This is a genomic window from Halobellus captivus, from assembly GCF_003697845.1.
GTDB lineage: Archaea > Halobacteriota > Halobacteria > Halobacteriales > Haloferacaceae > Halorubrum > Halorubrum glutamatedens.
In genome coordinates, this window is record NZ_RDQE01000001.1 from 338,280 (window position 1) to 360,919 (window position 22,640).

Here is a 22,640-nt window from a genome sequence, read left to right on the forward strand (position 1 = left end):
GGATTAGGGGAGAGATCCCTATAGTTACGACCCGCTTGATGGGACGGTAGTCACACCCTGATTTATATGCTCCCGCCGGGCGGAGGGCGTGTATGACCGACGACGCGTACGCGGCCCGCCGCGACCGGGCGGGAGAGCGGCTCCGGGCGATCGGGGCCGAGGCGCTGATCTGCTTCCCGAGCCGGAACCTCCAGTATCTCACCGGGTTCGCGACGGAGCCGGGCGAACGCCACTTCCTGCTCGTCGTCCCCGCCGAGGGCGACCCGAGCCTGCTCGTTCCGGCACTGTACGGGACCCAACTCCGCGAGGAGACGAGCGTCGAGGACGTGCGGACCTGGGCGGACGGCGACGACCCGCGATCCGCGACTCGGGACCTCCTCGAGGCACACGACCTCCGCGACGGGCGACTCCTCGTCGACGACACGATGTGGGCGCGGTTCACTCACGACCTCCGGGCGATCGCGCCGGACGCGGAGTGGGGACTCGCCAGCGAGGCGCTCGCCGACCTCCGGGTCCGCAAGGACGGGACGGAGTTGGCCGCGTTGCGGGCGGCGGCCGCGGCCGCCGACGCGACCGTCGAGGACCTCCGGGAATTCGGCTCCGACGCGGTCGGCATGACCGAGCACGAACTCGCGGACCGGATCGCCGACCGACTGGCGGCCCACGGCGGCGAGGGAACCTCCTTCGAGACGATCGTGGGCGCGGGCGCGAACGGGGCGAAGCCGCACCACGGCCACGGGGACAGGGAGATCCGCGCCGGCGACCCCGTCGTCCTCGACTTCGGGACGCGCGTCGACGGGTATCCCTCCGACCAGACGCGGACGCTCGTGTTCGCGGACGACCCGCCCGAGGAGTATCGGACGGTTCACGCGGTCGTTCGGGAGGCACAGGCCGCCGCGGTCGACGCCGTCGAGCCCGGAGTCACCGCGGCGGCCGTCGATCGAGCCGCCCGGTCGGTCATCGAGGAGGCGGGATACGGCGACCGCTTCGTCCACCGGACCGGCCACGGGGTCGGCCTCGACGTCCACGAGGAGCCGTACGTCGTGGCGGGCAACGACCGCGAGCTGGAGACCGGGATGGTGTTCTCGGTCGAGCCCGGAATATACCTCGAGGGACGGTTCGGCTGTCGGATCGAGGACCTGGTCGTCGTCACGGACGACGGCGTGGAGCGACTGAACGCGACCGATCGGGGGTGGCGGTGAGGAGGAAGGGGGCCGTACCGAAACCGTTACCATCGACCGACCGGAATCGCGAGCCATGAGCGAAAGCGACGAGGAGGCCGACGCGGAGGCCGAAGAGGACGCCGAGCCCGCCGTCGAACTCGGCGACGGCCCCGACGTCGCGGGCGAGCCGGTCGCCCGCGTCGCCTCCCGGCTCACGTGGCCCGCGACCCGAAGCGACGTGCGCGCCCAGGAGGGCGACGCGACCGTCCGGACTCCCGACGGACCGACGAGCCTGGACGCCGTCCTCGAGGAATCGGAGGTCCCGCTCTTCGAGAGCCGCGGCGAGTTCCACGAGGCGGTCGAGGACGTGGTGGGAAGCGGCCCGGTCGCCACGGAATAGGCGGTCCCGAACGTCCCGGCCGGATCGAGCCCCCGGACGCGCCCGCGACGAGCCGACACGCACACCCTTTTTGTCCGTACCGGTCCGACGGTCGCACATGACGCTCCCGTTCGATCCCGACGACCTGGACGGCGACGACTTCGGCGAGAAACGCGCGACCCTCGAGATGGACCACGAGGCGGCTATCGAGCACGTCCGCGAGGTCTGTGCAGATGTGGGGTTCGGCTTCCCCGTCGAGTTCTCCCCCTCGGAGATGCTGAACGAGAAGGTCGACGCCGACCGCGATCCCTACTACGTTCTCGGCGCGTGTAACCCCGCCGTGGCCGACCGCGCGCTCGACGCCACCGACGGCCGGATCGGCTCGCTGTTCCCGTGTAACATGGTGATAGAACAGGTCGAACCCGGGAGACAGGTCGTCCACCACGTCTCGATCATGAAGATCGCGCGGCTGCTCGGCCTCCCGAGCGACGACGAGGGGATGGACGCGATAGTCGAGGACACCGGCGAGATGGTCGGCGAGGTCTTCGAACGCCTCGAGGACTGAGCGGCCCGCGACGTCGACGTCCCCGACTCGGTTCCCGTTCGTCTCCGGACCTTCCTTCTCGTTCGTCTTCGACCCGTCCGCCGCCGACGGGCCCGCCTCCGTGACCGCGAGGAGCCATCCCAACCGGGCGGGTTTCCCGGTTCGCAGGTCCGATCGAAGGTAATCCCGACCGACTCGGATCACCTCACGTTCGGGTATTACCGTCCGTTCTCGACGCGCTCGCGGAGCCGGTCCATTTCGGACTCCAGCTCCGCGATCCGTTCCTCGAGCGCCGACCGACGGCGGAGGAGGAGGAACACGGCCACGGCACCGAGCGCGACGGGAGCGACGAGCAGCAACAGCACCAGCGCGACGATCACGAGTTCCGGACCGCCCGGGACGCCGAACTGCGCGAGGAGGGCAACGAGCATGTCTGACGCTCGTCATGACGGGACAAAAACCCTCGGTCCGGACCGCCGGATCGACGGTGGCGAGCGTCCGAGCCACGGCCACTCCCGACGTGAGCATCCTCCCCGCGGACGTCCCCGCCGCGCTCTCCCGGACGCTCAGTCGTCTCGGCCGGTGAAGTCGGCGAGGTTCGCCTGGAGTCCCGCCGCCATCGTCGACTTCCGCCGGAGTCGCCCGAGCGAGATCGGCAGCCGCTCCGTGACGCCGCGAACCGCCTCGCCGAACGTCTCCGCGGTGCCGTGCTCGCCCTCGAAGGCGTTCCGGACGGCCTCGCGCACCTGCCAGACGCCGACCGGTCCCCAGTAGTCGTCGGAGACGTGCCGGCAGACGAGGACCTTCGCCTGCCGGCCGCGGTCGTGGAGGTGTTCGAGGACGCCGAGGCGAGCCGCGTAGTACGCGCCCGCGGTCTCCTCGACGTACCCCGTCCGCCCCTCGCGGCCCTCGCTCGCGGCCGCGAGGTAGACGCCGGCGTCGGGGTCGGGGTTCCAGATCGAGCCGGGCGCCTTCATCTCGACCAGCTCGTACTCCCAGTCCCCGGGTGCGAGAACGACCCAGAACGCGTTGCCGAGGTACTCGTTGCGGTGGACCTCGATCCGGTCGATCGACGGGTCGTCCCGGATCGACCCGCGGAGGAACTGTCCGATCGTGTCGTCGACGGCGGTGATCGACCAGCGGGTCGGCACGAGCCGCCGGTCCCGCCCGCGCCCGAGCGCGCCCGCGGAGAGGATCGTGTTGATGTCGTACACGTCGAACCCTCGACGGTAGAGGTACGTCATCGCCCCCTCCGCGCGCCAGTCGTCGTCCTCGAGGGTCTTCTTCACCGGCCGCGGCACGTGCGGGTTCTCCCCGAGCGACGCGTCCCGTGCCGCCGCCCGCGGCCCGGTCGGCGTCTTCACGTCCTCGAGGCCGACCTCGAAGTCGAGGTCGGGGGTACCGTCGAGGCCGATCTCGACGTCGACGGGGCGGTCCGCGATCGCGACCTCGCGTTGGACGCCGAGCCAGCCGTCCCACGCGTCGTGGACGCTCGCCACGTCGCTTCCGGTTGCTCCGACCCCGGAACTGCCGATCCCGGCGTCGGTCACGTCGACGCCGCGGTTGGCGTTGAGCAGGCTGGTCCGGCGCTCGAAGACGTCCGCGATCGAGACGTCCTCGTCGTACCACGCGCCGGAGGTCCGGAAGTTGGCGGCGCGCTCCTCGCGACCGACCGGCGAGAGCAGCCCCGTCGAGACGTTCGGATAGTCCGATCGGCCGACGAAGATCGACGGGGAGACGCTGCCGACGACCGCGTCGTCCGAGACCTCCGCGTCGAACCGCCGCTCGAAGGAGTCGAGGTGCTCTACGATCCCGTAGTCCTTCTCGCGGGCGAGCCGCCGGCGCTCGGCCCGCTCGTTCTCCTCGAACTCGAGGTACTCGTCGAGCCGCATTCGTCGATCGTTGGCGGCGGGCCGGCTTGAACGTTGCTTCGATCGCTGAGTCCCAGTTCAGTCGGATCGTACTACGTCATGCGGTCGGCGCGATCCGGTGAGCGGGTCGCGGACCCGCGAACCGATCGCGAGGGACGCGGTGAGCGCTCGAAGAGCGCGAACCGCGAGGCTGGGGAGGCGTGAGGTGCGGGATCGTGAGGTCGGGTGGGATACAAAGGGGCAGCCGGGAAGCGGGCGCAGACGACGTAAGCACCGCAGGAACGACCAACGCGAGTGACGAGGAGCACAGCGAGTGTGCGCCCGCTTCCCGGCTGGGGCTTTGGCGGTGTTCGTAGTCACCCTGACGACCGAATAGCCGACCGGCTGGAATCGCAAACGGTTCACCGCGCCAACAACGATCTACGCGTGGATCCCCATCGCCTCGATCTGTTCCTGATACCGGTTGCGGATGGTGACTTCGGTGACCTGGGCGACGTCGGCGACCTCGCGTTGGGTCTTCTTCTCGTTACACAGAAGCGACGCGGCGTAGATGGCGGCGGCGGCGTAGCCGGTGGGGGACTTCCCCGACAACAACCCCTGTTCGGCGGTGGTCTCGATGATCTCGTTGGCCTTCGACTGGACCTCCTCGCTGAGGCCGAGCTCGGAGGAGAACCGTGGGACGTACTTCTGGGGGTCGACGGGCCGCATCTCCAGTCCGAGCTCCTGGGAGATGTAGCGATACGTCCGGCCGATCTCCTTGCGATCGACCCGCGAGACGTCGGAGATCTCCTCGAGCGATCGGGGGATCCCCTCCTTGCGACAGGCGGCGTAGAGGGCGGCGGTGGAGACGCCCTCGATCGAGCGGCCGCGGATGAGGTCCTCCGAGAGCGCGCGTCGATAGATGACCGAGGCGACCTCCCGAACCGACCGGGGGACGCCCAGCGCGCTCGCCATGCGGTCGATCTCCGAGAGCGCGAACTGGAGGTTGCGCTCGCCCGCGTCCTTCGTCCGGATCCGCTCCTGCCACTTGCGGAGCCGATGCATCTGCGAGCGCTTCTTCGAGGAGATGGAGCGCCCGTACGCGTCCTTGTCCTTCCAGTCGATCGTCGTCGTCAGCCCCTTGTCGTGCATCGTCTTCGTCGTCGGCGCGCCGACGCGGGACTTCGACTGCCGCTCGGAGTGGTTGAACGCCCGCCACTCCGGGCCGGGGTCGATCTGCTCCTCCTCGACGATGAGCCCGGTCGCCTCGTGTATCAGTTCGCCGTCGGCCGTCCGGGTGAGCTCCGCAGGGTCGAGGTCGTCGGGGTCCAGCTCGTCGGGATCGACTTCTTCGACGTCCACCTCGTCGGTTTTCGATCCCTCCGCGTCCTCGTCCCGCACGCGCTGCCGGTCGTGATCCCGTTGCCGGGTGGGCCGTGTCATCGCATTTATATACTACGTTTACCGACTGACTTAAAAGTTCGTGAGCGATCGGATCGAGCGGCCGCGGAGGTACCGCACCGACCGACGGACAACGCTTTGGGTCGCCGACACCGACTCCCGAGAGATGCCGACGATCGACTGCGATCCGGCCGACGCGCGGGCTCGTCTGGAGGACGCCGGCGTCCGGATCGACGCCGGAAACACCGCCCACGAGCGGTGGCGCGCCGAGCGCGACGGGGCGGTCGCCGTCGCCTACGACGACAAGGTGGTCGTCCAGGGAAGCGATCCCGCTCGACTGACGAACCTTCTCGCGGACGGAGGCGGACGCGCGCACGTCTACTTCGACGGCGCGTCCAGGGGGAACCCCGGACCCGGCGCGGTCGGCTGGTGTCTCGTCACCGCCGACGGCGTCGTCGCCGAGGGAAGCGAGCGGATCGGCCGCGTCACCAACAACCAGGCGGAGTACGCCGCGCTGATCCGCGCGCTGGAGGCGGCGGACGAGTACGGCTTCGACGAGATCGACGTCCGGGGGGACTCCGAACTGATCGTGAAACAGGTGCGCGGCGAGTGGAACGCGAACGATCCGACGTTACGCGAGAGGCGCGTCCGGGCCCGCGAGCTGTTGGACCGGTTCGACCGCTGGTCGATCGCGCACGTTCCGCGGGAGATAAACGCGCGCGCCGACGACCTGGCGAACGAGGCACTCGATGACGCGAACTGACGACGAGCCACCGGAGTGGGCGAAAGAACGGGCACGAGAGCTGATGGCGACCGAGGACGACGAGGGGGTCGACGACTCGGACGAGGGCCACGAGGACGGCGAAAGCGGGGCTGACACGCCGAGTGAGGACGGGTCCGAACGGGTTCCCGACGTACCGGTTGAGGTCGTCGACGAGGCCGAACGCCTCACCCGACTCGCGCGGGAGGCGGTCGACCCCGCGGCCGCGGAGGGATACCGCGACCGCCGGGACGATCTGGTGACCGACCACGAGTACACGCCGCGACTCCGCGAGGAGGACGACACGCTCGTGTTGTACCCCGAGGAGTGGATGGAGTCGGGGACCGTCCAACTCGACCGCATCGAGGACACGGATCGGGCGGTGGAGGTGTCGCTTTCCGGGCCGGGCGATGCCGACCGCTACCGCGAGGTCGCCGGCTACAACGACGCGGTCGCCGACGCGGTCGCCGAGCGGGCCGACGAGGTCCACGCCGAGACCGCCCGGAGCTTCGCGGCGTTCATGAGCAACCACTACGTGCGCGCGGTCGACGACGCGACCCCCGAGATGCGCGCGGAGTTCCGCGAGGAGTTCTTCCCGCGGAACGCCTGGCCGACCGACGAGCAACGGGCGGCCCTCGAGGAGTCGCTCGAGACGATCGAGCGCGTCGCGGCCGCGCTCGACGAGCCGGCGCCGTAGCGGACCGCAGTCACGCTCGCAGTCGGCCACGTTCAGTTACACTCGGAACCGTCCACCCGCGAGCACGAGCTGTGCCGACGGAGCCAGGGCTCCGGGGGTCGAAAGGACGGACTGCAACGTTCCGCGACGGAGCGGGCTACTCCTCGATGAGCGCCCGCACCTCGGCCGCACGGCCTTCGTCGGTTACGAAACGGTCGAGTACCCACTCCAACTGCCCGAGGACGACGTCGTGGCCGGCGTCGGTGAGCGCGTACTGGTTCGTGCGCTTGTCGAGTTCGCTCTTCTCGATGAAGCCGTCATCGACGAGGTCGTCGAGGTTGGGGTAGAGCCGACCGTGGTTCACCTCGGAGCCGTAGTACGCCTCGAGTTCACGTTTGACCGCGAGCCCGTACATGGGTTCCTCCGCGAGGATCGTCAGGATGTTCTGTTGGAACGCGGTCAAGTCGTGTGCGGTCGTCGATGCTTCAGGAACCGATCGTGCCTCTGACATGCCGGATAGAAAAGTTCCCTGACTTATAACCTTTCTCAACGTTCATCGAATTTACGACCTCTCAACGGGATCGAGACCGACGAATGGGCGTTTCGAGCGATCGATCCGGCGTTTCCGCGTGATGGCCCGATGAGGGGTGAAAAACGATCCGTCGGTTTCAAACGAGTATACACTTACCGTAGACAACGAAACCGGCAAAACGGTGACGGATCCACGATCGAGGACCGTCCGAACGGGGCCGAATCGGTCCCGATCGGTTGGAATCATCCTATGGGAATACTCGAAACGTCTCAGGGGAATATTTCTGGGACACCGGGACGACTACTCGGGAGCACGCGCGGAAGGAGGGCCCGACGTGCATCGAGGCGGCCGCGTGGTCGGTCCGGGGCGTCCCGAAAGGATTTTCCACGCGTTCGTCGCAGTACCCGATACATGGTAAACCTCTGGGAGGACCTCGAAACGGGGCCGGACGCCCCCGACGAGATCTACGCGATCGTGGAGTGTCTCAAGGGCGAGCGCAACAAGTACGAGTACGACAAGGACGTTCCCGGCGTCGTCCTCGATCGGGTGCTCCACTCGAACGTCCACTACCCGTACGACTACGGATTCATCCCGCAGTCGTACTACGACGACGAGGACCCCTTCGACGTGATGGTGCTCGTCGAGGACCAGACGTTCCCCGGCTGCGTGATCGAGGCCCGACCCGTCGCGCTGATGAAGATGGACGACGACGGCGAGCAGGACGACAAGGTGATCGCGGTGCCGACGGAGGACCCGCGGTTCGATCACGTCGAGGACCTCGAGGACATCCCCCAGCAGATCCGCGACGAGATAGACGAGTTCTTCTCGACGTACAAGAACCTGGAGGAGGGGAAGGAAGTCGAGACGTTGGGCTGGGAGGACGCGGCGACCGCGAAGGAGGCGATCGAGCACGCCCAGGACCTCTACGACGAGGAGTTCGGAGCCTAACGAGGGCGGTCGGGACGCGAACGGGAGCGGTCGCGCCCGCCGATGGATAACCGACGCGTATGGTGACCCTCGCATCGATGTTTTATGCGTATGAGTAATTTTTAGAGGGTGGAACCGGTAGTATCGGGTAGGACCATGACGACCTCCGCCCCGTCGTTCGGCATGGATCACCCGACGGTCGTGCCGGTCAACTTCGACCCGGAGCGACGCGAGGGGACCGATGATCGCGAGTCGGGCGATAGCGGGTCAGTCGGCGGAGCCGACGAACGATGACCTCCGTCGGGATGTCGAGCGACTCCCGGTCACTCCTGAGTCACTGACGACTCCCGTATCACCGTCGAGAGCGGCGTGGCCGCGCCCACGAGCGACTCGAACCGCTCGTCCGCCCACTCGACGACCGTCTCGTCCGTGGTCTCGAAGGCGCAGCGTGGGTTGTTTCGCTCGTCGTAGGCGACCACGCAGGCGACGTCGTCGTACCGGAACAGCCCGTACTCGATGGGTTCGGCGGAGACGTACACCGTCGCACCCTCGTCGGACAGGGCCCGGTCGGTCGCGGGCCCGAACTCCGCGATCGACGTCTCCAACACCTCCCGGTCGATGATCAACTCGATCTCCGCGCCCGCGTCGAGTGCGGCCCCGGCCGCCTCGTTGTACTGGGTCGTGACGATCGGCGAGACGGCCCTGACGTCCGATCCGCACGTGTCGCGGATCAGCTCCACGACGCGGTCGAGCGCGGCCAGCGGGTCGCGGTCGGTCGCCGCGGTGAGATCGCCCGTCTCGAGCCCGGCCGCGGGAAACGCCGCGCCTGCCCGCTGTAAGTCGGCGGCGAACCGCCCGTACCGGTCGCCGCGGTCGATCTCCGAGAGCAGGTCCTCGTAGGCGGCGTGAACGCGCTCGCCCGTCGGCGTCACGTGGTAGGCACCGTCGCGTTTGACGACCCACCGACGCTCGCGGAATCCGGCCAGGATCCGCTGGACGGTGGTCCGCGTCGCGTCGACCGCGTCGGTCAGGGACGCCGGCCGTCGCGGGTTCCGGTCGAGCGCCCGGAGTATCGCGATCCGTACCGGCGATCCGGCGAGGTATCGTGCGTCGTCGTGTCCGCTGTCGGACGCCATCGTCTCTCACTGAGATACGGACACCCGCGTGATAATCGTGTCGTCGGAGCGGACGCCGCCGCGAAGGCAACGCGGACGGAGTACCCGATCCGACGAGAAACGTGTCTTTGCGACGGGGAGAAGCGAGTTTCGCGACGACGTGAATCGCGGTCCCGTGTCGGATCGCGGTCCCGTGTCGGATCGCGGTCCCGTGTCGGATCGCCGCCTCCGCATCGTCGTCGTGGAACCGCGTGAGCGGTCGAGTAAATTTCTTTCGCAATATATGAAGTTCAAACATCCGAGACGTGCCACTTCGCATAAGACTAGAACTTAATCTCACGCGCATTTTGGTGTAATATGCCCGAAAGCATTGCGGCATACCTGGCAGAGCACCCGAAGATGACCGGCGTCCTGTTCACCGCCCTGCTGCTGTTGACGCAGGCGGCCCCCGCATCGGCGAACGCTGTTCAGGCTACTCCTGGTCCCTGAGCGGGAATAGTTCGTCACTCCAGTAGAGCTCTTCTTGGCGGAATATCGGAAGCGTCTCCAGCTGAAGCCATTCTTCGAGCTCTTCTTCGGAAATGTCTCCGACGTGAGCCACCGACGGCACGGTGTAGTTAGCCTCGGATTTCGTCGTTACCGGTCGATAAAGAGTGCCGATACCATACGGTCCATTTGGATATGCCTCTACTGTGAGATCCCAAATCGAGGATTCTGTCGAAGTGATCTCACCGACGACCGCTACCCCGCTCCGACTCTGACATATCGTGGTCGCGCCGTCGCCGACGACGATGTACTGGTGGCCGGTGAGCAGTTCCCGTTTCGCGACGTGGAGCGCGGTCCGGAGGTTGAACCCGCTGTTCATCAGTCGGGCGACGATCCGGCCGAGCGTCGTCGCCGGCGAGTTCGCGACGTCGCTGAGCGTGACGATCCCGCCGCGGCTCCCGCGGTGGATCAGGGCCTCCCCCTGCTCGTAGGACTGACACGCGTTGAGGAGGAACGCGCTGACGCTGACCCGGAGGTCCTCGCGTGTGAGATCGAGGTAGTCGTCGGTACACTGCATCCCTCGATCGTCGACGTGGCCGACGTAGTGGAGGAAGTCCACGTCCGAGGCGAGTACGTCGCGCATCTCCGCGCAGGTGAGGTCGTGGCGAACCTCGATGTCGAACTGGACCATGTCCCGGAGCCCGTAGAGCTCCGACACCTTCCCCTCCTCGCGCATCTGCTCGTCGTTACAGACGACGAGCACCGAGATGCGCGACTGCTCGACGGCCCCCGTCTCCAGCCGGCGGCGGTAGGCGTCGAGCGTGGCCTTGTTCGCGTCGAGGGGAACCCCGTCGCCGACCCAGGCGTGCTCTACCGTCTCGACCGGGTCGGGACGGACGAACTCGGCGGACCCGAGCGCAGCTCCGTGGTCGCCCGGGGCGTCGGCCCCGCGCGGTCCGGCCCCGCGGCGAGCGGGCTCGGCGCCGGCGTCGGGACCCTCCTCGACGCCCGTTCCGCCGCGGACGAACTCCGCGGGGCCCGGCTCGGGCGCTCGGAGGAACCCGATCCCGCCGCCCGGACCGGTCTCGGCCGGCGTGGCCGTCTCCGGCGACCGAACGATGGAGAGCTCTCCGGCCACGAACGGGAGCGCTTCGACGTTGTCGGGATCGGGACGGATATCGGTCGTGAGCGTCCATTTCGGGAGCTCCGACTCGATCCGCTCGAACGGCACCTCGAGGTACGCTCCGAGCCGCTCGGCGAGCGGAGCCTCGTACAGCGTGGCCCAGTCGAGGTCGGCGACGGTCGCCTCCCGCTCGTGGAGGTCGACCGGGTAGAACCCCTCCGTCCGGGCGATACAGTCGAAGTGGAACGACTGCCGGAGGGCCTCGGCGGCCCGCCGCTCGACGTCCGGTTCGAGCGAGTGTATCCAGCCGTCGCCCTCGATCCGCGTCTCGGAGCCCGGAACCACCTCGGCCGCGAAGTAGTACGCGAGCGGGACGACGGGGTAGACGTCCCGGTAGGAGGGGGGGACCACGATCCGCACGCCGCTTTCGGGTCGCTCGATCCGGTCGGGCACGTGGAACGCCGTTCCCGGCTCGATGAGGGGCGGGTGTCCGCGGAGCGTCGGGAAGGAGCGCTCCGGGCTCGTCGTCTGGAGGGCCGATCCGAGGTGCGAGATCGCGTCCATCAGCGACTCCGGGTCCGTCGGCGTCGTGATCGTCCCCGCCGGCCGCTGATGGAGCGACCGGAATCCGAGGGTCACCTCGGTGGCCGTCTCGAGGTCGATCCGGGTGGTTCGATCCGTCGTCGTGACGGAGAACCCGGACTCGAAGTGCGAGTAGAGCTTCGTGGGCGCGGGGTCGATACCGAGGTGGTACTCCCCCGCGGGCATCGTGAGGTCGTCGTCGCGCGCGAGCAGGGCTCCGTCGCTGGATCGGACCTCGACGACCGCGATCCGCGGGATCTCGATGGAGCCGGTCTCGACGGTCACGCTCGCGTCGACCGGAAAGTAGTGGTCCTCGACCGGGGAGGGCCGCGGGGTGACCGGCCGGTCGGTGTAGAGTTCGAACTGCGTGTTCTCGATGTGGTCCGTGACCGTGAGACCGGGCGCGTCACACAGCGGGTCGATGTCGATGCTCATGTGCGGTTGGCCGCGATCGGCCGTCGGGACGGCAGTAACTACCGTCCGTTCGGCGGAGGCGAGTGTAAACCTTGTGTCGCGGATCGCCGCACGTCGATCGGGCTCGTCGCCCCGGATCGCTCCCCATCGGCCGACCCGAGGGGCGGAAACCGCCGCCGACCGAACGGATAAAGGGGCCGCCGACCCACGTCCGCGTAATGATCACGCTGGGTACGGCGCGAGCGTCCCCGGGCGAGACGGACACCGGCCGTCTCGAGGTGGGCGAGACGCGGGACGGGAGCCCGGTCCGGCTCCCCGTCGCCGTCATCAACGGGTCCGAGGAGGGGAAGACCCTCTACGTACAGGCGGTCAGCGACGGCGACGAACTCAACGGGTTGGGCGTCGTGAACCGGTTCGTTCCCCGCGTCGATCCGACGGAGCTGTCCGGCGTCGTCCTCGTCGTCGGGATCGTCAACTACTTCGCGTTCCAGGTGGCCGAGCATCGGAACCCGATCGACGACCGCAAGATGAACCGCGGCTACCCCGGCGACACGGACGGCACGACGAGCGAGCGGATCGCCCACGCGACCTTCGAGGAGGCGAAGCGCGCCGACCTGATAGTCGACCTCCACCAGGGGTCGACGAGCCGCATGATAAACGAGACGCGGGTCCGCTGCGGGATCAGACACCACCTCCACGGGGACTGTCTCGAGCTGGCGAAGGTGTTCGGCTGCGGGCACGTGCTCGACATCAAGGGGCCAGACGGTCAGCTCGCGCGGGCCGGCCCCGACCAGGGGATCCCGACGATCGATCCCGAACTCGGCGGCTGCGTCGGCTGGAACGAGGAGTCGATCCGATACGGCGTCGAGGGGCTGTTCAACGTGCTCCGCCACTACGGCTTCCTCGACGGGAGCGTCGGGGTCGAGGAACAGGTCCGGGCCCGCGGGTTCGACCAGTACGGGTCGCCGGCGGGCGGGCTCGTCCGGTTCGAGGCCGACCTCGGCGACCGCGTGTCCGCGGGCGAGACGCTCTTCGAGGTGACGGACACCTTCGGCGAGCGAAAGGGTCGGGTGACCGCCGACGCGGACGGGGTGTTCTGGCGGACCCGCCGGCTTCCCCAGGTCGCCGCGGGCGAGTACGTCTGCTCCGTCGGGACCAACGTCGACCGATACTGATGACGGGATCCGACCGCGACGACGACACGCCGAGACCCCTGACGTGTCCCGACTGTGGGACCGCGTTTCCCGATCGCTGGCGCTGTACGTGCGGCTCCCCGCTCGAGTTCGCGGACCGGGCGATCCCGCCGGGCGGGCCGCCCGATCCCGGCGCGTTCGACGCGCGACCCGGCCTGTGGGCCTTCGAGGACTTCATCGCCGTCGGCGACGACCCGGCGGATCGGGTGACCCTCGGCGAGGGCTCGACGCCGCTCGTCGACGCGGACGGGGCTGCGAGCGACGCGGATGGAGCCGCGGGCGACGCCCTCGACGACCCGTGGAACGCCGAGTTCAAGCTCGAGTACGTCTTCCCGACGGGCTCGTTCAAGGACCGCGGCGCGACGACGACGCTCACGCGCGCTCGCGAGTTGGGCGTCGACCGCGTCGTCGAGGACTCGTCTGGCAACGCCGGGGCCGCGATCGCGACCTACGCCGCTCGCGCGGGGATCGACGCCGAGGTGTACGTCCCCGCCGACGTGAAGGAGGCGAAGCTCCGGGCGATCCGCCGGGCCGGAGCGACGCCGGTACGGGTGGAGGGGTCGCGCGCGGACGTGACCGACGCGTGCGTGGCCGCGCTCGATCCGGACGGGGACGGGTCCGGGGGCGCGAGCGAGGAGGACCTCAACGGCTCCGGAGCCGGCCCCGCCTGGTACGCGAGCCACGCCTGGAACCCGGCCTTCTTCGAGGGGACCGCCACCGTCGCCTACGAGATCGCACGCCAGCGCGACTGGGAGGCGCCCGACGCGGTCGTGACTCCGCTCGGACACGGTACCCTCTTTCTCGGCGCGTACTGGGGGTTCGAGCGGCTCCGCGAGGCCGGCTGGACCGATTCGGTTCCGCGGCTCTACGGCGCACAGGCGGCCGGAACCGCGCCGATCGTCCGGGAGCTTCACGGCCCCGAGGCGGCCGACCCCGACGGGAAACGCAACGAGTCGGCCGACGGGATCCGGATCGCCGAGCCGGTTCGACGGGAGGAGGTCCTCGAGGCGATACGCGGGACCGGCGGCGACGCGGTCGCGGTCACCGAGGCCGCCGGCAAGCGGGAGCTCGACCGGCTCCACGCCGCGGGCTTCTACACCGAACCGACGTGCGCGGTCGCGCCGGCCGCCCTCCGCGAGTTCCGCGCTCGCGGGGCCATCGACGCCGACGAGGACGTCGTCGTCCCGCTGACCGGGAGCGGGCTGAAAGGCTGACGGCCCGGGACGGGGAGCTCCCGCCACCGACACCGCTTTTCGACGGCGGGTCGTTCGGTCGCGCATGGAGGTCCTCGTGTACGGCGCCGGCGCGCTGGGCAGCCTCGTCGGCGGGCTGCTCGCACGTGCCCACGACGTGACGCTCGTCGGCCGGGACCCGCACATGCGGCGGGTCCGCGAGGAGGGGTTACGGATCGACGGACGGATCGACGCGTGCGTCCGCCCGCGAGCGCTGACGGTCGGCCGGGATCTGTCGGCGGACCTCGCGCTGGTGACGACGAAGGCGTACGACACGGACGCGGCGGCGCGGGCGCTCGCGACCGGCGAGTACGGCGCGGTCTGTTCGCTCCAGAACGGGCTCACCGAGGAGCGCCTCGTCGCGGCGCTCGAGCCCCCCGTCCTCGCGGGGACGGCGAGCTACGGCGCACGACTCCTCGAGCCCGGACGCGTGCGGTGTACCGGGGTCGGCGAGGTCGTCGTCGGCTCGCTCGAGGGACGAGAAAGCGCGCTCGCGGAGCGGGTCTCCCGGGCGTTCACCGACGCCGGGATCGAGGCGGCCGCCGCCGGCGACATGCCCCGGCGGCGGTACGAGAAGCTCGCAGTCAACGCGGGGATCAACGGCCCCTCGGCGCTCGCACGGGTCACGAACGGCGAGACGCTGGAGGGGCCCGCGGGCGGCGTCGCCCGCGGGGCGGCACGCGAGGTCGCCCGCGTCGCGAAGGCGGAGGGAGCCGACCTGTCGGAGTCGGCGGCGGTCGACGCGCTCGAGCGCGTCGCTCGCGACACGGCGGCGAACCGCTCGTCGATGTGCGAGGACGTCGCCGCCGGCCGACGGACCGAGGTCGACGCGATCTACGGAGTCGTCCTCGAGCGCGCCGCTCGGCTGGAGGTTCCGGTGCCGACGTGCCGGACGCTAGCGTCCGTGATACGGGCGTGGGAGGCGGGGCGGGAGCTCCGAAGGAACTGATCGGGCCACCGCCGATCGGCGGGGAGTTGGCGGGTCGTCGCCGTCAGCACCACTCCTCGAGGACGGTCGCGTTCCGCTCGTCGACGGAGAGCCACGCGTTCTCGCGGGAGACGTCGGCGATCACGAGTTCCGGTCGCGACGAGGAGGAGTCGATCGACGCCATCACGTCGGTCGAGGAAGGGTCCGTCGGCTCCGCGTCCGTCGGCAGCGCCGTCCGCCGACGGTCGGGGTCCGGGTCGTCCCATGGAGTGGAACTCCGTGACATGATTGTGATTAGTTCACAGTCCTTCAAAAGGGTTGCGAACCGCGAACCGGGATCCGTCGGAAGACGCGGCGGTTCGTGCCGGAATCGACGACGGAGCCGAGCGATCGCCATCGATCCGACGGTTTCCGCCGATCCGACGACGATCGATCCGATGGTCGCCGGGACGGTAGCGAGTGACCGAAGAACGGGAGTGGGACGGCGGGACGGGGGGAACCGAGAGACGCCGGGAGGCCGCGATGACGACGCGACGACCGCGTGCCGACGTCGATCCGGACCGTGATCGCCCTTCGGGGGATACAAGAGGAGCGACGCTGAAAGACGGGGCATGAACGTAGTAGACGCCATGACGCCGCGGGCCGACCTCGTCGTCGTCGAGATCCCCGGCAGCCGGAACGACGTGTTGGAGTACCTCCAGGAGTACGGCTTCTCCTCCGTCCCCGTCGTCAAGGACGTCGACGGCGAGGAGGTGTACCGCGGGCTCGTCTCCCGGGACGACCTCATCGACCAGCCGGACGAGGACCAGCTCGCGCTGTTGATGCGCGAGGTACCGGCGACGACCGCGGACGCGACGATCGAGGAGGCGGCCGCGACGATGGTCTCGGAGCGCTCCCGCCGGCTCCCGGTCGTCGACGGCGACGAGCTCGTCGGGATCGTGACCGTCACCGACGTGGTTCGGGCGATCGCTCGCGGCGAGGTCGACGGCGACGAGCCGGTCGAGGGACTCGCGACCCGAGAGATCAACGCCACGCACGTGGAGACGCCGCTGCCGGTCGCGGAACGCGAGATCGGCCTCGCCGGCGTCCCGTACGCGGTCGTGCTCGACGACGACGCGGACATGGCGGGGATCCTCACCGAGGTCGACGTGCTCGAGGTCGCCCGCGTCGTCGAGGGCGAGGCGAGCACGGGCGACTCGATCGCGGAGCAGGACTCCGAGTGGTCCTGGGAGGGGATCAAGGCGACGGGCGCGCGCTACCTCCCGACCCGCAACGTCGAGATCCCGGCGGGCGCGACGCGCCACTTCATGACCGACGAGATCGTCACCGTCGGCGGCACGCGGACCGCGAAGGAGGTCGCCCAGGAGCTGATCTCCAACGACATCGAGCAGGTCCCGCTCGTGAACGGGACGGAGCTTTCGGGGGTCGTCCGGGACATCGACCTCCTGGAGGGGATCTGATGGCCGGTGCGGAGCTCGTCGAGCTCGCGAAGCGGCGCGGGTTCTTCTTCGGCGCGAACGGCGCGTACGGCGGCACCGCGGGCTTCTACACCTTCGGCCCGCAGGGCGCGGCGCTCAAACGCAACCTCGAGGACGCCTGGCGCGACCGGTTCACGCTCCGGGAGGGGAACCGCGAGATCGAGGCCCCGACCGTGATGCCCGAGGCGGTCTTCGAGGCGTCGGGCCACCTGGAGGGGTTCGACGACATGCTCGTCGAGTGCGGCGAGTGCGGCGAGTCCCACCGCGCGGACCACCTCGTCGAGGACGCGACCGGGATCGAGGACGCCGAGGCGCTGCCGGGCGAGGAGGTCGAGGAGCTGATCCGCGACCACGACGTCGCCTGTCCCTCCTGCGGCTCGCCGCTCGCGGGCCGGGACGTCGAGGACTTCAACCTCATGTTCGCGACCGACATCGGCCCCGGCGACGGCCAGCCCGGCTACCTCCGCCCGGAGACCGCCCAGGGGATCTTCGTCGAGTTCCCGCGGCTGAAGGAGTACGCCCGCGGGAGCCTCCCGTTCGGGATCACCCAGATCGGCCCCGCCTACCGCAACGAGATCTCGCCGCGGGGCGGACTCCTCCGGCTCCGCGAGTTCACCCAGGCGGAGCTCGAGCAGTTCATCGACCCAGAGGCGGACGAGCCGCCGCTCGACCGCGTCGAGGACGTCGAGGTCCGGCTCTACCCGGCGACCGCACAGGACGAGGAGGACGGCGAGTACCTCGACACCACGGTCGGCGAGGCGGTCGCGGAGGGGATCATCGGCTCGCCGTGGGTCGGGTACTACCTCGGCGTCGCCCAGGAGTGGTACGAGCGGGTCGGCGTCGACACCGACCGGTTCCGGTTCCGCCAGCACCTCGCGGGCGAGCGCGCCCACTACGCCGCCGACTGCTGGGACGCGGAGAGCGAGGTCGACGGCGACTGGATCGAGATCGCCGGCTTCGCGTACCGCGGGGACTACGACCTCTCGAAACACGACGCGTACGGCGACGACTCCTTCACCGTCTTCAAGCGGTACGACGAGCCCAAGACGGTGGAGCGCGCGACCGTCGACCCCGACATGTCGGTGCTCGGTCCCGAGTTCGGCGGCGACGCCGCCGCGGTCGCCGAGGCGCTGGAGACGCTCGCCGGACGCGACCCCGACGCCTTCGAGGGCGAGACCGTGACCGTCGAGGTCGGCGAGGGCGACGAGCGCGAGACCCACGAGGTCGACGCGGACGTGGCGAGCTTCTCGATCGAGACGGTCACCGAGAGCGGCGAGCACATCACGCCCCACGTGGTCGAGCCGTCCTTCGGCGTCGGCCGGACCGTCCAGACGCTTCTGGCCCACGCCTACGAGACCGACGAGGTCGACGGCGAGGAGCGGACGTACCTCTCTCTGGCCCCCGAGATCGCGCCGCGGGACGCCGCGGTCTTCCCGCTCGTGACGAACGACGAACCGCTCACCGACCTCGCCGACCGCGTCGCGAGCGACCTCCGTGCGGCGGGACTGGCGGTCGCGTACGACGACTCGGGGTCCATCGGGCGGCGGTATCGCCGACAGGACGAGGTCGGCACCCCCTTCTGTGTGACCGTCGACCGCGACGGGGTAGAGGGCGACGGTCCGGAGACCGTCACCGTCCGCGAGCGCGACTCGGCGGCACAGGTCCGGGTTCCCGTCGCGGACCTCGCGGACGAACTGGCCGCGCTCCGGACCGGCGGGACCTTCGACGACCTGATCGACCGGTACGGCTCCGTCGACACGGACGTCGAGACGACAGAGAACTGACCGTGGCGCTCCCGGCGGCGGCCTGGCGCGAGCGCGTGGAGTTCGAGCGGCGGCTCGTCCACGCGAGCGGCACCCTCTACCCCGTCCCGTACCTGCTCGGCTGGCTCTCGTGGAGGGAGACCGCGGCGCTGCTCGTCGCCAGCGTCGTCCTCGTCGGCACTCTGGAGTTCCTCCGCCTCGTCGTCGGGCTCGATCACGCGGTGTACCGGACGCTGACCCGCGAGTACGAGTCCGACTCGGTCGGGGGGTACGCGCTCTATCAGGTCAGCATGGCCGGCGTCGCGCTGCTCGCGAGCACGTCGATCGCGAGCCCGACGCTCGCGGTCCCGGCGATGTGGATGCTCTCCGTCGGCGACCCGGTGAGCGGCGCGCTCGGCTCGAACGGTCCGCGGGAACCGAAACGCCGGCTCGTGTGGGTCGTGATGTTCGTCGTCTGTGTCGCGGTCGCCGTCCCGTTCCTCGTCCCCGCGTTCGGAACGGCCGCGGGCGTCGCCGTCGCGGTCGCCGGCGCGGCGGCGGCGACGATCGCGGACGGGATCCCCACGATCGTCCGCGGGATCGCCGTCGACGACAACCTCACGATCCCGCCGGCCGCGATCGGCGGGATGATCGCCGCCGTCGCGATCGTCGGGTGAACCCCGAGCGGGGAGCGAGAACCGCTTCGGGGATCGAACGGCCGCGAGGTGCGACTTTATCCGTCCTGCCCGTCTTTGAGCGAGCCGAGCGACCACACCATGAGCACGCGATCAGTGTACGAGACGGTCGAATCGGAACGGGAGCTGCTGTACGACCTCGCGGAACGGCTCTGGGAGACGCCGGAGCTGGGACTTCACGAACACGAGTCGGCGGAGGCGCTCGCGACCACCCTCCGCGAGGAGGGGTTCGACGTGGAGACGGACGTCGCCGGGATGCCGACCGCGTTCGTCGCGACCTACGGCGAGGGCGACCCGACGATCGGGATACTGGGCGAGTACGACGCGCTTCCGGGCCTCTCACAGGAGGTGAAAGCCGAGCGGTCGCCGATCGAGCGGGGCGGCCCGGGGCACGGCTGCGGACACAACCTCTTCGGGACCGCGACGCTCGGGGCCGCGGTCGCGGTGAAGCGGGCGATCGAGGCAGGGGAACTCGAGGGGACGGTCCGCTACTACGGCTGTCCGGCCGAGGAGACGCTCGTCGGGAAGACGTACATGGCCCGCGCGGGCGTCTTCGACGACCTCGACGCCGCGTTGACGTGGCATCCCGGCGACCTGAACACGCCGCGGGTCGGCAGCTCGAACGCGCTCAACTCGCTCCTCTTCGAGTTCGAGGGCGAGGCCGCACACGCCGGCGGATCGCCGGACTCCGGACGGAGCGCGCTCGACGCCGTCGAGCTCACCAACGTCGGCGTCGAGTTCATGCGGGAACATATCTCCGACGACGCGCGGCTCCACTACTCGATCCCGAACGGCGGCGACGCCCCGAACGTCGTCCCCGCGGAGGCGTCGGTGTGGTACTTCGTGCGCGCACCGACCCGCGAGGAGGTCGAACGCAACACCGACTGGCTCCGCGACATCGCGCAGGGGGCGGCGACGATGACGCAGACCGAGGTCAGCGAACGCTTCCTCTCGGGCTGTCACGACTACCTCGCGAACGGCCCCGTCACGGACGCCATCTGGGAGAACATGGAGGCGGTGGGGCCGATCGACTACGACGAATCGGACCACGAGTTCGCCCGCGACCTCCTCGAGACGGTCTCGGAGAGCAACCGGGAGTCCCGACTCGAGGACCTTCCCGAGGACGTCCGGGAGACCGTCGAGCCGCACGCGTTGTACCCGGAACCCGTCCCGCCGTTCAACGAGGACGTGACCTCCGGCGGGTCGACCGAGGTCGGCGACGTGAGCTACATCGCGCCCACCGGCCAGTTCAACGCGGCGACGTGGCCGGTCGGCGCGCCGGGGCACTCCTGGCAGGTCGTCGCCGCCAACGGCGACTTCGCGCGGAAGGGGATGATGTTCGCCGCGAAGGTGCTCGCCGGGGCGGCTCACGACCTCATGACCGATCCCGAGCGGCTCGAAGCGGCCCGCGCGGAGTTCGAGGAGGCGACCGGCGGCGAGCCGTACGAGACGCCGCTGCCGCCGGAGGCGGAGCCGCCGTTCGACATGACCGCCGAGTGACTCGGGGAGGGCAGTCCGCTCGGTCGCCTCAGTCGCCCGGGTCCGGATCGGGGGCCGCCGGGTCGTCGCCATCGAGCCACGAGACCGCGAAGCTCTCGAACGGCCCGGAATAGCCCATCAGCGTGGTCCCGAGGATCGCCATCACGAGCACGTAGCCGACGGCGAAGGCGTTGATCGTCGCCGCGAGTTCCGGGTCGAACGTCCCGGCGTTCGCGCCGCTTATTGCGATCGTCGCGATGATGAGCGAGAACTCCCCGCGGGTCGTCATTCCGAGGCCGACGCGCGCCGATCGTCGGGTGTCGAGCCCGAACGCCCGGCCCCCCAGATAGCCGCTGACGAGTTTCGTCGGCGTCGTGACGACCACCGCGAGCAGGATCAGACCGAGCACGCCGCCGAAGAGCAGCGGGTTGGTCACGAGCCCGATCCAGAAGAAGAAGACGCCGGCGAACGTGTCGCGGAGCGGTTCGAGAAGCTCCTCCAACTGGTGGGCGTGGTCGGTCGAGGAGAACGCCATCCCGACGAAGAAGGCCGCGACGGCCTCGCTGACGCCGAGTGCGAGCGCCGCACCGGCGATGGAGACGAGCACGCCGAGCGTCCGGAGCACGACGGACTCGTGGTCGTCCGTCTCGACGAGCCGGGAGAAGAGGCCGGTCCCGGCGGCCACCAGAAGCAACAACGCGAGGATGAATCCGACCGCGATCCCCACGTCCGTGACCGCCTCCGCGACGCCGCCGCTCCCGAGGACGACCGCCGAGACGACCGCGAGGTACACCGCGATGAAGAGGTCCTCGTAGACGAGGGTACCCAGCATCGGCTCGGCCTCGTCGTTGGCGATCCAGCCGAGGTCGATGAGCGACTTCGTGATCACCGCCGACGAGGAGATGTAGACGATCCCGGCAAGGAGGACCGCCGGGAGGAGCGCCCCGAAGACGAGCCACCCGAGGACCAGCCCAGCCCCGAAGTTGATCCCGAGGTCGATCGTCCCCGAGGCGGTTATCTCCTGGCGTCGCGCGAGCAGTCGATCGAGGTTGAACTCCAACCCGAGAAAGAAGAGCAGGAAGACTATCCCGAGCTCCGCGCCGAGCGCGACGAACTCCGACTCGGCGACGTACACTTCACCGAGGACGGGGAGCCCGACGCGACCGAGGACGAACTCCCCGAGTAGCATCCCGGACACGATGTAGAAGGGGATCACCGACTGGCCGAGCCGGTTCGCGATCGCTCCGGAGGCGGCGATCGCCGCGAACATGACGCCGACCTCCAGGAGGAGGTCAGCCACGGAGGATCACCGACGAGGGGGACTCGAAAGGGATCCCAGAGAGCGGGGAGCGCGCCGTCATTCGGTGAGGAGTTCCTCGAAGGCCTCGCAGTTCTCGCGGGTGCCGACGCCGATCACCGTGTCGCCCTCCTTCAGCGTCGTGCTCGCCGGCGGACTGTCGATGGTCTCGTCGTCGCGCTGGATCGCCACGATCGTGAGTCCGGTCCGGTTGCCGATCTCCGCGCTCTCGAGCGTCTCCCCGATCAGCCCGGACCCGGGGTGGAGCTCGTACCACTCGAGGAGGATCCCGCCCGGAAGGGTGGTCTCCTGGGTCGCCGGCTCGAGCGGCTGGAAGTGGGCTCCCTCGATGATCGACCCGATCGTCCGGGCCAGGTCGTCGCCGAACTCGAACACCTTCTGGCTGTCGGCGCTCGGTTCGGGACGGTAGAACAGCTCGCGTTTGCCCGTGTTGTGGATGACGACGATCATTTCGCCGTCGTGGAGTTCGATCTCGAACTTCTTGCCGACCCCCGGGAGGTCGGATTCGGTGATCGTCATACGGAGTGTACGATCGGCCCCGGTAATAGTCCTGTATACCGATCCCGGATCGAGTTCGACGCCGGAGGCGCTCGCCGGGAGCACCCGTCGGACGGACGTCAGCC

Annotated in this window: 25 protein-coding genes; 16 read left to right on the forward strand and 9 right to left on the reverse strand. The window is 69.4% G+C overall.

The annotated features are described in order from the left end of the window. The first annotated feature begins 92 nt into the window (after nt 1-92). The 3 genes from EAO78_RS01765 (at nt 93) to EAO78_RS01775 (ending at nt 2,107) form a co-directional block, all read left to right on the forward strand. Nucleotides 93-1,202: an aminopeptidase P family protein gene (locus EAO78_RS01765; RefSeq protein ID WP_122104135.1), complete on the forward strand. Its 1,110-nt coding sequence runs from the start codon at nt 93-95 to the stop codon at nt 1,200-1,202. Nucleotides 1,203-1,257: 55 nt separating this feature from the next. Continuing rightward, nucleotides 1,258-1,563 (forward strand): DUF5789 family protein, encoded by a 306-nt coding sequence (locus EAO78_RS01770; RefSeq protein WP_122104136.1) that lies wholly within the window; start codon nt 1,258-1,260, stop codon nt 1,561-1,563. Nucleotides 1,564-1,660: 97 nt separating this feature from the next. Then, nucleotides 1,661-2,107, forward strand: coding sequence for a DUF302 domain-containing protein (locus tag EAO78_RS01775; RefSeq protein ID WP_122104137.1), 447 nt, complete (start codon nt 1,661-1,663; stop codon nt 2,105-2,107). A 197-nt stretch (nt 2,108-2,304) separates the two neighbouring features. On the opposite strand, the gene EAO78_RS01780 is transcribed toward EAO78_RS01775, so the two are convergent. Then, complete coding sequence (locus EAO78_RS01780; RefSeq protein ID WP_122104138.1) at nt 2,305-2,517, reverse strand: preprotein translocase subunit TatA; 213 nt, start codon at nt 2,515-2,517, stop codon at nt 2,305-2,307. Between the two features lie 14 nt (nt 2,518-2,531). Between EAO78_RS01780 and EAO78_RS17845 the strand changes: the two genes are divergently transcribed. Further along, nucleotides 2,532-2,672 (forward strand): hypothetical protein, encoded by a 141-nt coding sequence (locus EAO78_RS17845; protein WP_162498043.1) that lies wholly within the window; start codon nt 2,532-2,534, stop codon nt 2,670-2,672. Here EAO78_RS17845 and nreA read toward each other — a convergent pair. Together nreA and EAO78_RS01790 are read right to left on the reverse strand one after the other, a co-directional pair. Beyond that, complete coding sequence (gene nreA / locus EAO78_RS01785; protein ID WP_122104139.1) at nt 2,653-3,978, reverse strand: DNA repair protein NreA; 1,326 nt, start codon at nt 3,976-3,978, stop codon at nt 2,653-2,655. The two genes, EAO78_RS17845 and nreA, sit on opposite strands and share 20 nt — an antisense overlap. 399 nt (nt 3,979-4,377) lie before the next feature. After that, the gene (locus EAO78_RS01790) at nt 4,378-5,379 is read right to left on the reverse strand and encodes a transcription initiation factor IIB (RefSeq protein ID WP_122104140.1); all 1,002 of its coding nucleotides are present in this window, start codon (nt 5,377-5,379) and stop codon (nt 4,378-4,380) included. Nucleotides 5,380-5,503: 124 nt separating this feature from the next. Here EAO78_RS01790 and rnhA point away from each other — a divergent pair, with 124 nt between their 5' ends. Then, nucleotides 5,504-6,100: a ribonuclease HI gene (gene rnhA / locus EAO78_RS01795; RefSeq protein WP_122104210.1), complete on the forward strand. Its 597-nt coding sequence runs from the start codon at nt 5,504-5,506 to the stop codon at nt 6,098-6,100. After that, entirely contained in the window at nt 6,087-6,794 is a 708-nt protein-coding gene (locus tag EAO78_RS01800) for a DUF7108 domain-containing protein (RefSeq protein ID WP_122104141.1), read from the forward strand. The genes rnhA and EAO78_RS01800 overlap by 14 nt, the downstream gene beginning before the upstream one ends. 136 nt (nt 6,795-6,930) lie before the next feature. On the opposite strand, the gene EAO78_RS01805 is transcribed toward EAO78_RS01800, so the two are convergent. Next, nucleotides 6,931-7,284, reverse strand: a complete 354-nt coding sequence (locus EAO78_RS01805) for a PadR family transcriptional regulator (protein WP_122104142.1) — start codon at nt 7,282-7,284, stop codon at nt 6,931-6,933. Nucleotides 7,285-7,716: 432 nt separating this feature from the next. On the opposite strand from EAO78_RS01805, the gene EAO78_RS01810 reads away from it, so the two are divergent. Together EAO78_RS01810 and EAO78_RS18040 are read left to right on the forward strand one after the other, a co-directional pair. Continuing rightward, on the forward strand, nt 7,717-8,253 hold the full coding sequence (locus EAO78_RS01810; protein WP_122104143.1) for an inorganic diphosphatase: 537 nt from the start codon (nt 7,717-7,719) through the stop codon (nt 8,251-8,253). Nucleotides 8,254-8,388: 135 nt separating this feature from the next. After that, nucleotides 8,389-8,526, forward strand: a complete 138-nt coding sequence (locus tag EAO78_RS18040; RefSeq protein WP_203227805.1) for a hypothetical protein — start codon at nt 8,389-8,391, stop codon at nt 8,524-8,526. Between the two features lie 29 nt (nt 8,527-8,555). Here the strand turns inward: EAO78_RS18040 and EAO78_RS01815 are convergent, their stop codons facing one another. Continuing rightward, the gene (locus EAO78_RS01815; protein ID WP_122104144.1) at nt 8,556-9,368 is read right to left on the reverse strand and encodes a helix-turn-helix transcriptional regulator; all 813 of its coding nucleotides are present in this window, start codon (nt 9,366-9,368) and stop codon (nt 8,556-8,558) included. Between the two features lie 336 nt (nt 9,369-9,704). On the opposite strand from EAO78_RS01815, the gene EAO78_RS18775 reads away from it, so the two are divergent. Beyond that, a complete protein-coding gene (locus EAO78_RS18775) occupies nt 9,705-9,836 on the forward strand; it encodes a conotoxin (RefSeq protein ID WP_238987597.1) in 132 nt (43 codons plus the stop codon). On the opposite strand, the gene EAO78_RS01820 is transcribed toward EAO78_RS18775, so the two are convergent. After that, nucleotides 9,820-11,973 (reverse strand): caspase family protein, encoded by a 2,154-nt coding sequence (locus EAO78_RS01820; RefSeq protein ID WP_122104145.1) that lies wholly within the window; start codon nt 11,971-11,973, stop codon nt 9,820-9,822. The genes EAO78_RS18775 and EAO78_RS01820 overlap by 17 nt on opposite strands. A 197-nt stretch (nt 11,974-12,170) precedes the next feature. Between EAO78_RS01820 and EAO78_RS01825 the strand changes: the two genes are divergently transcribed. From EAO78_RS01825 to EAO78_RS01835, 3 genes are all read left to right on the forward strand, one after another. Further along, nucleotides 12,171-13,127: a succinylglutamate desuccinylase/aspartoacylase family protein gene (locus EAO78_RS01825; protein ID WP_122104146.1), complete on the forward strand. Its 957-nt coding sequence runs from the start codon at nt 12,171-12,173 to the stop codon at nt 13,125-13,127. After that, complete coding sequence (locus EAO78_RS01830; RefSeq protein WP_122104147.1) at nt 13,127-14,359, forward strand: pyridoxal-phosphate dependent enzyme; 1,233 nt, start codon at nt 13,127-13,129, stop codon at nt 14,357-14,359. The genes EAO78_RS01825 and EAO78_RS01830 overlap by 1 nt, the downstream gene beginning before the upstream one ends. Before the next feature lie 64 nt (nt 14,360-14,423). Next, a complete protein-coding gene (locus EAO78_RS01835; RefSeq protein WP_122104148.1) occupies nt 14,424-15,326 on the forward strand; it encodes a ketopantoate reductase family protein in 903 nt (300 codons plus the stop codon). Between the two features lie 43 nt (nt 15,327-15,369). Here EAO78_RS01835 and EAO78_RS01840 read toward each other — a convergent pair whose 3' ends face one another. Continuing rightward, nucleotides 15,370-15,591, reverse strand: coding sequence for a DUF7556 family protein (locus EAO78_RS01840; protein ID WP_122104149.1), 222 nt, complete (start codon nt 15,589-15,591; stop codon nt 15,370-15,372). Nucleotides 15,592-15,916: 325 nt separating this feature from the next. Between EAO78_RS01840 and EAO78_RS01845 the strand changes: the two genes are divergently transcribed. The 4 genes from EAO78_RS01845 (at nt 15,917) to EAO78_RS01860 (ending at nt 20,720) form a co-directional block, all read left to right on the forward strand. Continuing rightward, the gene (locus EAO78_RS01845; protein ID WP_122104150.1) at nt 15,917-16,765 is read left to right on the forward strand and encodes a CBS domain-containing protein; all 849 of its coding nucleotides are present in this window, start codon (nt 15,917-15,919) and stop codon (nt 16,763-16,765) included. Beyond that, complete coding sequence (glyS, locus tag EAO78_RS01850; RefSeq protein WP_122104151.1) at nt 16,765-18,567, forward strand: glycine--tRNA ligase; 1,803 nt, start codon at nt 16,765-16,767, stop codon at nt 18,565-18,567. The genes EAO78_RS01845 and glyS overlap by 1 nt, the downstream gene beginning before the upstream one ends. Before the next feature lie 2 nt (nt 18,568-18,569). Then, entirely contained in the window at nt 18,570-19,202 is a 633-nt protein-coding gene (locus tag EAO78_RS01855) for a dolichol kinase (RefSeq protein WP_122104152.1), read from the forward strand. Nucleotides 19,203-19,301: 99 nt separating this feature from the next. Next, nucleotides 19,302-20,720 (forward strand): amidohydrolase, encoded by a 1,419-nt coding sequence (locus EAO78_RS01860; RefSeq protein WP_122104153.1) that lies wholly within the window; start codon nt 19,302-19,304, stop codon nt 20,718-20,720. Nucleotides 20,721-20,748: 28 nt separating this feature from the next. On the opposite strand, the gene EAO78_RS01865 is transcribed toward EAO78_RS01860, so the two are convergent. Together EAO78_RS01865 and EAO78_RS01870 are read right to left on the reverse strand one after the other, a co-directional pair. Then, a complete protein-coding gene (locus tag EAO78_RS01865) occupies nt 20,749-21,969 on the reverse strand; it encodes a cation:proton antiporter (protein WP_122104211.1) in 1,221 nt (406 codons plus the stop codon). Between the two features lie 87 nt (nt 21,970-22,056). Next, nucleotides 22,057-22,536: a cation:proton antiporter regulatory subunit gene (locus EAO78_RS01870; RefSeq protein ID WP_122104154.1), complete on the reverse strand. Its 480-nt coding sequence runs from the start codon at nt 22,534-22,536 to the stop codon at nt 22,057-22,059. Between the last annotated feature and the right edge of the window lie 104 nt (nt 22,537-22,640).